Source organism: Curtobacterium ammoniigenes NBRC 101786 (genome assembly GCF_001571045.1).
GTDB classification, from domain to species: domain Bacteria; phylum Actinomycetota; class Actinomycetes; order Actinomycetales; family Microbacteriaceae; genus Curtobacterium; species Curtobacterium ammoniigenes.
Genome location: NZ_BCSV01000002.1, coordinates 400,411 through 413,078 on the forward strand (window position 1 = coordinate 400,411; position 12,668 = coordinate 413,078).

The 12,668-nt window shown below is 69.1% G+C and carries 9 protein-coding genes; 8 read left to right on the forward strand and 1 reads right to left on the reverse strand.

Annotated elements, in window-relative coordinates; translation table 11 throughout:
* Nucleotides 1–203: 203 nt before the first annotated feature.
* Complete coding sequence (locus CAM01S_RS05670; RefSeq protein ID WP_157071445.1) at nt 204–1,130, reverse strand: aldo/keto reductase; 927 nt, start codon at nt 1,128–1,130, stop codon at nt 204–206.
* Nucleotides 1,131–1,376: 246 nt separating this feature from the next.
* Between CAM01S_RS05670 and kdpF the strand changes: the two genes are divergently transcribed.
* The 8 genes from kdpF (at nt 1,377) to CAM01S_RS05710 (ending at nt 12,605) form a co-directional block, all read left to right on the forward strand.
* The gene (gene kdpF / locus CAM01S_RS05675) at nt 1,377–1,466 is read left to right on the forward strand and encodes a K(+)-transporting ATPase subunit F (protein ID WP_066517501.1); all 90 of its coding nucleotides are present in this window, start codon (nt 1,377–1,379) and stop codon (nt 1,464–1,466) included.
* Nucleotides 1,466–3,169 (forward strand): potassium-transporting ATPase subunit KdpA, encoded by a 1,704-nt coding sequence (kdpA, locus tag CAM01S_RS05680; protein WP_066517502.1) that lies wholly within the window; start codon nt 1,466–1,468, stop codon nt 3,167–3,169. The genes kdpF and kdpA overlap by 1 nt, the downstream gene beginning before the upstream one ends.
* Nucleotides 3,166–5,325, forward strand: a complete 2,160-nt coding sequence (gene kdpB, locus CAM01S_RS05685; RefSeq protein ID WP_066517503.1) for a potassium-transporting ATPase subunit KdpB — start codon at nt 3,166–3,168, stop codon at nt 5,323–5,325. The genes kdpA and kdpB overlap by 4 nt, the downstream gene beginning before the upstream one ends.
* Nucleotides 5,326–5,359: 34 nt before the next feature.
* On the forward strand, nt 5,360–5,980 hold the full coding sequence (kdpC, locus tag CAM01S_RS05690; RefSeq protein ID WP_066517504.1) for a potassium-transporting ATPase subunit KdpC: 621 nt from the start codon (nt 5,360–5,362) through the stop codon (nt 5,978–5,980).
* 37 nt (nt 5,981–6,017) lie between these two features.
* Nucleotides 6,018–8,525, forward strand: a complete 2,508-nt coding sequence (locus CAM01S_RS05695; protein WP_066517505.1) for an ATP-binding protein — start codon at nt 6,018–6,020, stop codon at nt 8,523–8,525.
* A complete protein-coding gene (locus tag CAM01S_RS05700; RefSeq protein ID WP_066517510.1) occupies nt 8,522–9,202 on the forward strand; it encodes a response regulator in 681 nt (226 codons plus the stop codon). The genes CAM01S_RS05695 and CAM01S_RS05700 overlap by 4 nt, the downstream gene beginning before the upstream one ends.
* 77 nt (nt 9,203–9,279) lie before the next feature.
* Nucleotides 9,280–10,062 (forward strand): HAD family hydrolase, encoded by a 783-nt coding sequence (locus tag CAM01S_RS05705; protein ID WP_066517512.1) that lies wholly within the window; start codon nt 9,280–9,282, stop codon nt 10,060–10,062.
* Between the two features lie 32 nt (nt 10,063–10,094).
* Entirely contained in the window at nt 10,095–12,605 is a 2,511-nt protein-coding gene (locus CAM01S_RS05710; RefSeq protein WP_066517518.1) for a glycoside hydrolase family 65 protein, read from the forward strand.
* The last annotated feature ends 63 nt before the right edge of the window (nt 12,606–12,668 follow it).

The following is a 12,668-nucleotide window of genomic DNA, read 5'->3' on the forward strand; positions in this document are numbered from 1 at the left end:
CATGCACGTCCGCGTGGCGGTCGACGGGTCCGCGTCGCGGTCGGCGAACTCGACGATCCAGAGCGGCGTCGTGCGGTGTTCCATGCCGAGCATTCGGCGCGACCGCCATCGCGGATTGGCCGCCCCAGCCCGACCACGCCAGCATCCCCAGCCCGACCACGCCAGCATCGCCAGGGCAGCCACCCGTCAGTGGCGTGCCTCCATTACGGGACCAGGTGCCCCGCCGCGGTGAACAGGCGGTACCACTCCGGCCGGGTGAGCGTGACATCGGAGCCGGCGGCAGCCTCCCGAACGCGCTGCGGGTTCGTGGTGCCGAGCACGACCTGCATGTGCGCTGGATGACGCGTGATCCACGCGACGGCGATACCGATCGGCGTGACGCCGTACTGCGCCGCGAGCTCGTCGAGCACGTCGTTGAGCTCCGCGTACTCCGTGCGGTCACCGAGGAACACTCCGTCGAAGAAGCCCTTCTGGAACGGTGACCACGCCTGCAGCGTCATGGCGTGCATGCGCGAGTAGTTGAGGATGTCGTTGTCGCGATCGATCGACTGATCGAGTCCGCCCATGTTCGCCGAGACACCCTGCGCGACGAGATTCGCGTGCGTGATGCTCAACTGCACCTGGTTGACCGCGAGCGGCTGCGTCACATGCTGCTTCAGGAGCTCGACCTGACCGGGCGTGTGGTTCGAGACGCCGAAGGTGCGGACCTTGCCCGCGGCGGAGAGCTCGTCGAACGCGCGTGCGACCTCCTCCGGTTCGACGAGCGCGTCCGGGCGGTGCAGCAGCAGGACGTCGATGTAGTCGGTGCGGAGCGCCGCGAGCGAGTCGTTGACCGATTCGATGATGTGCTCGTACGAGAAGTCGAAGTAGCCCTGCCGGATCCCGACCTTCGTCTGCAGAATGATCTCGGCCCGCTCCGCGTCGGACAGCGTCACTGCGGCGCCGAACCGCTCCTCGCAGCCGTGCCAGCCGCCATACACCGCGGCGTGGTCGAACATGGTTACTCCGGCCTCCCGGCTGGCGTCGTAGAGCGCGCGAATGTCCGTGTCGGACATGTCGTTGATGCGCATCAGGCCGACGATGACGTCGGATGCGGTCAGGTTCGTCTGTGGCAACTCCAGTGTCTTCACGGTTCGATCCTGCCGTATGGGAGGCGCACGGGTGCTCCCGAAGAGCGTTAGGGAACCGTGAGGATCGCGATCGGGATCACCGCACGGAGCCACCATCGGTTCGACGCCCGGATCGGGCGGGGCAGCGCACCAGCGCCGCCAGGTGCAACCACAGGAGTTGGTCCTCGTGCTCGACGTACTCGTCGTCGCCGGCATTCTCGCGCTCTTCGGCGTGATCGCCCTGATCGCCAAGGGGGTCGAGCGGCTATGACCGCGATCACCGTCATCGCGGGCGTGCTCGCGATCGCCGCGATCGGCTACCTCGTGTGGGCACTCATCCGGCCGGAGCGCTTCTGATGAGCGCCGCCAACGGAACCGACGCGGCGGCGACCTGGGCCGCCGTCGCGCAGATCGCAACGCTCGCGCTGCTCCTCACGCTCGCCCACCGGCCGCTCGGCGACTGGATGGCCCGCATGTACACGAGCGCCCACCACGGGCGCGTCGAGCGCGGCGTGTACCGGCTCATCGGGGTGGACGCGGACGCCGAGCAGTCATGGCCGGCGTACCTCCGCGGTGTGCTGCTCTTCAGCGTCGTCGGTGTGCTCGCCGTCTACGCGATCCAGCGCCTGCAGGCGGTCCTGCCCGCGAGTCTCGGTCTGCCGGGCGTTCCGCCGGCGCTCGCGATGAACACGGCGATCTCCTTCGTCACCAACACGAACTGGCAGTCGTACTCGCCGGAGGCGACGCTCGGCTACACGGTGCAGATGGCGGCGCTCGCCGTGCAGAACTTCCTCTCCGCAGCGGTCGGCATCGCGGTCGCGGTGGCGCTGGTCCGCGGATTCGCGCGCCGCCGCGCGACGACGATCGGCAACGTCTGGGTCGACATCGTGCGCACGGTCGGTCGTCTGCTGCTGCCCGCGTCGTTCGTCCTGGCGATCGTGCTCGTCGCGGGCGGGTCGATCGACAACCTCCTCGCGCCGACCACCGTGCACACCCTCGCCGGGGGTGTGCAGCACATCGCCGGCGGTCCGGTCGCGTCGCAGGAGGCGATCAAGGAACTCGGGACGAATGGCGGCGGCTTCTTCAACGCGAACTCCGCCCACCCGTTCGAGAACCCCCAGCCGTGGACGAATCTCCTCGAGATCTTCATGCTGCTCGTGATCCCGTTCAGCCTGCCGCGCACGTTCGGTGTCATGGTCGGCGACCGTCGGCAGGGGATGGCGATCCTCGCGGCCATGGGAACCCTCTTCGTCATCTCGCTCGCGCTGATGTCGTGGATCGAGCTCGGCGGGTCCGGCGCCGCGGCGCACGCGGCCGGCGCCGCCATGGAGGGCAAGGAGGTGCGGTTCGGCATCCTCGGGTCCACCCTGTTCGACACGTCGTCCACGCTGACCTCGACCGGCGCGGTGAACAGCGCGATCGACAGCATGACGCCGCTCGCCGGCATGATGGCGATGCTGAACATGATGCTCGGCGAGATCGCGCCGGGCGGGGTCGGATCCGGCCTCTACGGCATGCTCATGGTCGCCGTGATCACGGTCTTCATCGCCGGCCTGCTCGTCGGACGCACCCCCGAATTCGTGGGCAAGAAGATCCGCGGCCGGGAGATGACGTTCGCGTCGCTGTACGTGCTCGTCACGCCCGCGATCGTGCTCCTCGGCACCGGGCTGTCGCTTGCGATCCCGGCTGCCCGACACAGCATCACCACCACGAGCATCCTCAATCCCGGCACGCATGGACTCTCCGAAGTGCTGTACGCGTTCACGAGCGCCGCGAACAACAACGGCTCCGCGTTCGGCGGTCTCACCGCCGACACCGGCTGGCTGAACTGGGCGCTGGCGGCGTCGATGGCGCTTGGCCGCTTCGTCCCGATCGTGTTCGTGCTCGCGCTCGCCGGCTCGCTCGCCGCGCAGGAGCACGTGCCCGAGACCGCCGGAACACTCCCGACGCACCGCCCCCTGTTCGTCGGACTGCTCGGTGGCGTCGCGGTCATCGTCACCGCGCTCACCTATTTCCCGGTGCTCGCACTGGGACCCCTCGCGGAAGGACTCCAGCGATGACCACCGTCCACCCTGAGGTGCACTCCGACGCGCACGACGCCGCTGCGGCGCCGACCGGCACTCGTCGCACAAGCGGCGCGTTCGGTCCGCGGCAGCTGGTCGCGAGCCTCCCTGGCGCGCTCCGGAAGTTCGATCCGCGTGCGATGTGGAAGAACCCTGTCATGTTCCTCGTCGAGGTGGGCGCGGCGCTCACCACGGCGACCGCGATCGTCGAGCCATTCGCCGGAGGCTCGGCCGCCACGGCGTCCGCGCGCGTCCCCATCGCGTTCACCTGGGCGATCGCCGTCTGGCTCTGGCTGACCGTGCTCTTCGCGAATCTCGCCGAGTCGGTCGCGGAGGGCCGCGGGAAGGCGCAGGCCGACGCGCTGCGCAAGACCCGCAGCACGTCGGTCGCCGCCCGGGTGGTTCGGTACGACGAGCGAGCGGACGCGGCGGCGCTGCGGGTCGAGTTGGAGGCTGTTGCGAGCGTCGATCTTGCAAAGGGCGACGTCGTCGTGGTCACCGCCGGCGAGGTGATCCCCGGTGACGGCGACGTTGTCGAGGGCATCGCCTCGGTCGACGAGTCCGCGGTCACGGGCGAGTCGGCACCCGTCATCCGCGAGTCCGGTGGGGATCGCTCGGCGGTCACCGGCGGAACGCGAGTGCTGTCCGACCGGATCGTCGTGCGGATCACCTCGACGCCGGGCGAGACGTTCATCGACCGGATGATCCGCCTGGTCGAGGGCGCCGCGCGGCAGAAGACGCCGAACGAGATCGCGCTGAGCATCCTGCTCGCGTCGCTGTCGATCGTGTTCGTGATCGTGTGCCTCACGATGCAGCCGATCGCAGGCCTCGTCGGCGCGTCCGTCAGTGTTCCCGTGCTCATCGCGCTGCTCGTCTGCCTCATTCCGACGACCATCGGCGCGCTGCTGTCGGCGATCGGCATCGCCGGGATGGACCGCCTCGTGCAGCGCAATGTGCTCGCGATGTCGGGTCGCGCCGTGGAGGCGGCCGGGGATATCACCACGCTCCTCCTCGACAAGACCGGCACGATCACGTACGGAAACCGGCAGGCGTCGCGCGTGGTGCCGGTCGGCGCGGTCACCGAGGCCGAGCTCCTCGCCGCGTCCGCGCTGTCCTCGGCGGCCGACACCACGCCGGAGGGGCGCTCGATCGTCGCGCTCGCCGAGGCCGCGGGGCAGTCCCCGATCGCGCCCGGGGATGCTGCCGAGGTTCCGTTCACCGCGCAGACCCGCATGTCGGGGCTCGACCTGCCGGACGGCACCGAGATCCGGAAGGGTGCGGCGTCGGCCGTGCTTGCGTGGGCGGGGGCCGGACAGGAGGCGCTGGTCGCCGACGTCGAACGGATCGTCGCCGAGATCTCGGATCAGGGCGGCACGCCACTCGTCGTCGCGCGGCGTACGGCGGACGGAACCACGAGCCTCCTGGGCGTCGTCCACCTGAAGGATGTCGTCAAGACCGGCATCAAGGAACGGTTCGCGGAGATGCGGGCGATGGGTATCCGGACGGTGATGATCACCGGCGACAACCCTCGCACGGCTGCCGCGATCGCCGCGGAGGCCGGCGTGGACGACTTCCTCGCGGAAGCGACTCCGGAGGACAAACTCGCGCTCATCCGCAAGGAGCAGGAGGGCGGGAACCTCGTCGCGATGACCGGCGACGGCACGAACGACGCTCCCGCGCTCGCCCAGGCCGACGTCGGTGTGGCGATGAACACCGGGACGACCGCCGCGAAGGAGGCCGGCAACATGGTTGACCTCGACTCCGACCCGACGAAGCTCATCGACATCGTCCGCATCGGCAAGCAGCTGCTCATCACGCGCGGCGCGCTCACGACCTTCTCGATCGCGAACGACGTCGCGAAGTACTTCGCGATCATCCCGGCGATGTTCCAGGTCGCGTTCCCCGGCCTCGCGGTGCTGAACGTCATGCAGCTGCACTCGCCCGCGTCCGCGATCCTCAGCGCCGTGATCTTCAACGCACTCGTGATCATCGGGCTGATCCCGCTGTCGCTGCGCGGGGTCGCCTACCGCGCAGCATCCGCGTCGAGCGTGCTCGGCCGCAACCTGCTCGTCTACGGGCTCGGCGGCATCATCGTGCCGTTCGTCGGCATCAAGATCATCGACCTCATCGTCGGGCTCATCCCCGGCTTCTGACGCAGCATCCGCTGCACTGTCCAGGAGGGACGCCATGCCTCGTTCACGCACCGCACTCCGGTCCGGCGGGGTCGCCATCCGGCTCACCCTGCTCAGCACCGTCGTGCTCGGCATCGCCTATCCGTTGGCCGTCTGGGGTGTCGCGCAGGTCGCGCTGCCCGGGCCGGCGAACGGCTCACTGCTCCGCGACGCCAACGGCGTCGTCGTCGGCTCCGCGCACATCGGCCAGTCGTTCGCCGCATCGAAGACGGTGTCGGCCGCGTCGGCAGCGCGGTGGTTCCAGTCCCGCCCCTCCGCAGCGGGGACCGGCTACGACGCGAACGCGTCCTCACCGTCCAACCTCGGTCCGAACAATCCGACGCTGACGCACGCCATCGACCAGGCGAAAGCCGCGATCGCGAAGGCCGATCACGTCGACCCGGCGACGATTCCGGCGGACGCGGTCACCGCCTCCGGATCGGGGCTGGATCCGGACATCAGCCCCGCGTATGCCGACGAGCAGGTCGCCCGGGTCGCCGCGGCGCGCGGACTGTCGGTGACGGCGGTGCGGAACCTCGTCGCCGCGCACACGCATGGGCGGCAGCTCGGATTCCTCGGCGAGCCGACCGTCAACGTGCTCGAGCTGAATCTCGCGCTGACCGCGCTGCACGACTGAGCCCCGCCACCGATCACGCACGCGAGATGATGGGCACATGAAACGCGGCCGCCTTCGGGTGCTGCTCGGCGCCGCTCCCGGCGTCGGCAAGACGTACACGATGCTCGAAGAGGGGCGACGGCTGCGCGACGAAGGCCGCGACGTGGTCGTCGCCGTCGTCGAGACGCACGGTCGGGCCGCGACGGCGGCGGTGCTCGGCGACCTCGAGGTCGTACCCCGACGGGTCATCGCCCACCGCGGGGTCGAGCTCGACGATCTCGATCTCGACGCGGTCATCGCCCGTCGACCGGATGTCGCCCTCGTCGACGAGCTGGCGCACACGAACGCGCCCGGCACCGGTCACGACAAACGCTGGGAGGACGTGCAGTCGCTCCTCGACGCGGGCATCGATGTCATCTCGACGGTGAACATCCAGCATCTGCAGTCGCTGAGCGACGTGGTGCGCGACATCACCGGGACGGTGCAGCGGGAGACCGTGCCGGACGCCATCGTGCGCGCCGCCGATCAGATCGAGGTCGTCGATCTCGCACCCGAGGCGCTGCGAGAACGACTCGCGGACGGCCTCGTGTACCCGGCGACGCGGATCGATGCGGCGCTGTCGAACTACTTTCGCCTCGGCAACCTGACGGCCTTGCGGGAACTCGCCCTGCTGTGGCTGGCGGACGACGTCGACGACGCGCTGAAGTCATACCGCGCCGAGCACGGCATCGACCACAAATGGGAGGCGCGGGACCGGGTGCTCGTCGCGCTCACCGGCGGCCCGGAGGGCGAGACACTCCTCCGGCGTGGTGCACGCATCGCCGCGCGGTCCGCGGGCGGCGAGCTCGCCGCGGTCCACGTCACGACGAACGACGGCCTCCGCGAACGGCACCCCGGGGCGCTGTCCCAGCAGCGGGCGCTCGTCGAACAGCTCGGCGGCACCTACCACCAGGTCGTCGGCGACGACGTGCCCACGACGCTGGTGCGATTCGCTCGGTCGATCGACGCGACGCAGCTCGTCATCGGCGTGAGCCGTCGGAGCCGACTCCTCGCCGCGATCACCGGGCCGGGCATCGGGGCGACGGTGATCCGGGAGTCCGGCGACATCGACGTGCACATCGTCACGCATGAGCGCGCCGGTCGTGGGTTCTCACTGCCACGGCTCGGCGGCAGTCTCACGCCGGCGCGAATCATCTCCGCGTTCGTCCTCGCGATCGTCGTGGGGCCGCTGCTCACGCTCGTCATGTCGGTGTTCCGCAGCCCCGACGCAATCACGGTCGAGGTGCTCGCCTATCAGATGCTCGTGCTCCTCGTGGCGCTCGTCGGCGGGTTCTGGCCCGCGGTGTTCGCCGCGGTGCTCTCCGGGCTCTCGCTCGACTTCTTCTTCGTGCAGCCGCTCTACCGGATCACCGTGCAGCGACCGTGGCACCTCGCTGCCCTCGTGCTCTACGTGGCGAGCGCGGTCACGGTGAGCCTCGTCGTCGACCGGTCGGCGCGGCGGTCGCGGACCGCGAAACGCGCCGCGGCCGAGTCCGCGCTGCTCGTCGGGATCGCGGGGAGCGTGCTCCGCGGCGACGACGCGCTCCAGGCGCTCGTCGACCGGGCGCGCGAGGCGTTCGGGTTCCGCGGTGTCCGGGTCCGGCAGGCCGGCGAGACCATCGCCGAATCCGGAACGGTCGCCGACGTGCCGGACGCGACGTCGAGCCTCCGGTCCGGAGGCACGCTCGAGTTCGCCGGACCGGTCCCCGAACCGGGGCAGCGACGCCTGCTCCGGGTGGTCGAGCAGCAGATCGATGCAGCGCTCGAACACCGGACCCTCAGCCGTGCGGCGGACAACGCGGAGCGGATCGCCGCAGCGGACCGGGTTCGCAGCGCGATCCTCGCCGCGGTCAGTCACGATGTGCGACGGCCGCTCGCGGCGGCGACCACGGCGATCCAGGGCCTCCGCGATCACGACATCGCACTGACCGACGCCGAGCACGAGGTCCTGCTCGCGACCGCCGACGAGAGCCTCCGTGCGCTCGCGAGTCTTCTCGCGGACCTGCTCGACGTCTCCCGCGTGCAGGCGGGGGTCCTCGCGATCAACGCCGTGCCGACCACGCTCGACACCGTCGTCGCACCGGCCCTCGACGAGCTCGAGCTCGGCCCGGATTCGATCGATCTCGACCTGCCGCCCGACCTGCCGCGCGTTCTCGCCGATCCGGTGCTCCTGCAGCGCGTCGTCGTGAATCTGCTGTCGAACGCACTGCGGTTCGCGCCGGAGGGCACGCAGGTCCGGGTGGCGGCGAGCGCGTTCGACGGCAACGTCGAGCTTCGGATCGCCGATCGTGGACCTGGGATCCCGGACGAGCGCCGTGACGACGTCTTCAGTCCGTTCCAACGGCTCGGCGATACCGACAACACGACCGGGCTGGGGCTGGGGCTCGCCCTGGCACGCGGGTTCACCGAGGGCATGGGCGGCAGTATCGAGGTGGACGACACACCGGGAGGCGGGCTCACCATGGTCGTTCGGCTTCCGATCGCCGGTTTCATCGGCGTGAGCGCTGTGACGGCGGGTGTCGCATGAAGGTACTCGTCGCCGACGACGACGCGCAGCTCGCGCGGGCGCTCGCGATCACGCTCGGTGCGCGGGGATACGAGTTGGTGGTCGCGCGCGATGGGCGCGCCGCCCTCGACGCGGTCATCACGGAGCGTCCGGACATCGTCATGCTCGATCTCGGCATGCCGCGACTCGATGGGATCGGGGTGCTGCAGGCGATCCGCGCGTGGTCGACCGTGCCGGTGCTGGTGCTGTCCGGTCGAACCGACGCCGCCGACAAGATCGAGGCGCTCGACGCAGGCGCGGACGACTACGTGACGAAGCCGTTCCAGATGGACGAGCTGCTCGCGCGGCTTCGGGCACTCGGGAGGCGCGTGACACCGGTCGCGGAGGCGTCGCCGACGGTTCGCATCGGCGACCTGACCGTGGATCTGGTCGCGAAGCAGGTCACGACCCCGTCCGGGCCGCCGGTGCGCCTGACGCCGACGGAGTGGCGATTGTTGGAGGTGTTCCTCGCGAACCCCGGCACCCTGCTGACCCGGGAGATGCTGCTGACGCAGGTCTGGGGGCCCGCGCACGGTTCCGATTCGGGCTACCTCCGCCTGTTCATGGCGCAACTGCGTCGGAAACTCGAGCCCGATCCGAGTAATCCGCGGTTCTTCACCACGGAGGCCGGCATGGGGTACCGATTCACCGGCGCCTGACATCCGTACGGACGCATGCGTTCGCACCTACACTTGCGAGGTACTGGCTGCCCGGTGACCACCAGGAGGGATCGCAGATGACGTTGCCCACCCGGGGCACGGCCCGCCCGCTCGCGGCGCAGCGCGCGCTGCTCTTCGACCTCGACGGCGTTCTCACGCCGACGGCGGCCGTGCACATGCGCGCGTGGGCGCGCCTGTTCGGTCCGTACCTCGAGCAGCACGGCGCAGCGCCGTACACCGACGACGACTATTTCCGATACGTCGACGGCAAGCCCCGGTACGACGGCGTTCGGTCGCTGCTCCAAGCGCGCGGGATCGACCTGCCCGAAGGCGCCCCGTCCGACTCACCCGATGCAGACACGGTCTGCGGTCTCGGCAATCGGAAGAACGCGGCGTTCACCGCCGAGCTGACCGAGCACGGCGTCGATGCCTACCCCGGGTCGATGGCCTTCCTCGATGCGGCGATGGCCGCCGGGTATCGCGTCGCGGTGGTCTCGAGTTCAGCGAACGCGCGGTCCGTGCTCGACGCAGCAGGTATCCTCGATCGATTCCCTGTCATCGTCGATGGGACTGTCGCGTCGGCGGACGGACTCGCCGGGAAACCGGCGCCCGATACATTCCTCGATGCTGCGACACGCCTCGGCTGCTCTGCGGATGAGTCGGTGGTGATCGAAGACGCCACCTCGGGTGTCGAAGCGGGCCGGAATGGTCGCTTCGGGCTCGTGGTCGGTGTGGATCGTGGTGTCGGCGCGGCAGCGCTGACCGAACATGGCGCCGACGTCGTCGTCACGGATCTCGACCAGCTGATTTCGGGCCTCCGCGGAGGCTCGGATGCGGCCGGTCCTGCACCGACCCGCTGAACCCGACCGTCCACACCCGATACCGGACCGCCATGAACCCCATCACCACTGATCCGCTGGATCGGATCCGTTACCCCATCGACGAGTGGGCGCTGGTCGAGACCGAGTACGTGCCCGAGGAGCAAGGCGTCGCGGAGTCGATTTTCGCCGTCGGGAACGGCTACATCGGTATGCGCGGCAACTACACGGAGGGTCGTGGCGGCGTTTCATACGGAACGTACGTCAACGGGTTCCACGAGACCTGGCCGATCCGGCATGCGGAGGACGCGTTCGGCTTCGCGAAGGTCGGACAGACCATCGTCAACGCTCCCGACGCGAAGGTGATCCGCCTCTACGTCGACGACGAGCCGCTCATCATGGAAGAGGCGGACATCCTCCGCCACACGCGGCGACTTGAGTTCCGCGATGGGTTTCTGCTGCGCGAGACCGAGTGGAGCACCCCGTCCGGCAAGCGCGTCCTGATCCGGATGCGTCGACTGGTGTCGTTCACCGATCGGCATCTCGCGGTCGTTGACTACGAGGTCACGGTGCTCGACGCGGACGCGTCGGTGCTGCTGTCGAGTCAGGTGTTGAATCGGCAGGACGGCGCGGACGAATACCATTCACGATCCGTGATCCCGGCGACGCAGTTCGACCCGCGCCGCGCGGAGACCTTCACGGAGCGGGTGCTCCTGCCGCGGCTGAAACGCACGCACGGCAGCCGCTCGCTGCTCGGCTACCAGGCGTCGAGCTCGGGAATGACGATCTGCGTCGGCGTGGAGCACCGCCTCGAGACTGAGAACGCGTGGGACGAGCAGTCCCAGATCGACGACGACCTCGCGAAGCACGTGTTCCGCGTGCAGGCGAAGCGGGGCAAGCCCGTCCGGCTCATCAAGACGATCACGTACCACACGTCACGGGGCGTTCCGGCGCGAGAGCTCGCCGACCGATGCGACCGAACGCTGGACCGCGCGAAGTATGTCCCCGTGGAGGACATCGTTGCGCAGCAGCGTGCGTGGCTCGACGACTTCTGGGCGCGCAGCGACGTCGAGATCGCCGGACACCCGGACATTCAGCAGGCCGTGCGGTGGAATCTGTTCCAGCTTGCGCAGGCGACCGCGCGCACGGACGGACACGGCATCGCCGCGAAGGGCGTGACGGGCTCCGGCTACGGCGGCCACTACTTCTGGGACATGGAGATCTATGTCCTGCCGTTCCTCAGCTACACGGCGCCGATCGTGGCGCGGAACGCGCTCCGATTCCGGTACAACATGCTGCCCGCGGCGCGCGACCGCGCTCGTGAGCTCAACCAACGGGGTGCGCTGTTCCCATGGCGGACCATCAACGGCCAGGAGTCGAGCGCGTATTACGCCGCCGGCACTGCGCAGTACCACATCGACGCGGACATCGCGCACGCGCTCATGCAGTACGTGCATGCGTCCGGTGACACCGAGTTCCTGAAGCGCGGCGCGATCGACGTCCTCATCGAGACCGCCCGGCTCTGGGAGGACCTCGGCTTCTGGCGATCGAACGGCGACCAGAAGTTCCACATCGACGGCGTCACCGGCCCGGACGAATACACGACGGTGGTCGACGACAACCTGTACACGAACGTTATGGCGCGGGCGAACCTCTGGTCCGCGGTGAACGCCTGCCGTCAGCTGCAGGCCGACGATCCGGTCGAGTTCGAACGGATGATTCGCCGCACCGGTCTCGATGTCAACGAGATCGGCGACTGGGAACGCGCCGCCGAGGCGATGGAGATCCCATTCGACCCGCATCGCGGCATCCATCCGCAGGATGCGCAGTTCCTCGACAAAGAGCTGTGGGATCTGGAGGCGACCCCCGAGTCCAAGCGTCCGCTGCTGCTCCACTACCACCCGCTGGTCATTTACCGGTTCCAGGTGCTGAAGCAGGCCGACGTGGTCCTCGCGCTCTTCCTGCAGGGGCACGAGTTCACCCCCGCCGAGAAGCGCCGTGACTTCGAGTACTACGACGCGTTGACCACGGGTGACTCCACGCTGTCGGCGGTCGTCCAGTCGATCATCGCCGCAGAGGTCGGGTACCACGAGCTCGCGGAGAAGTACTTCCTCACAGCGCTCTATGTCGACCTCGCCAATCTGCACGGGAACACCACGGATGGCGTGCATGTCGCGTCGACCGGCGGCATCTGGTCGGCGCTCGTCAGCGGGTTCGGCGGCATGCGCGACCACGGCGGCCGCATGACGTTCAACCCACGCCTCCCGCAGTCGTGGGAGCGGCTGACCTACCGGATCACGGTCAGAGGAAGCCGACTCCGCGTCGACCTCGAGCAGGACTGCATGCGCTTCACGGTCGAGACCGGCGACGGCGCTCGCGTGTGGGTGCACAACGAAGAGTTCATCGTCACCCCGGCCGAGCCCACCGTCGTCTCGCTGGTGCATCAGGGGCCGCGCATGTCGGGCCACACGCCGACCACGAGCGACATCCAGGGCACGCTCCGCGCGGACGGGTCGGTGATCACCGCCTCCATTCCGACGATCTCGCTGCAGCGGAACGTGGAACAGGACGCGAGCGGGAGCTGATGGGGCGTCGTTAATGCGACGCAGTCGAGAATGCGGGAGCGGGCGCAGAGTCGTCAGTCGCCT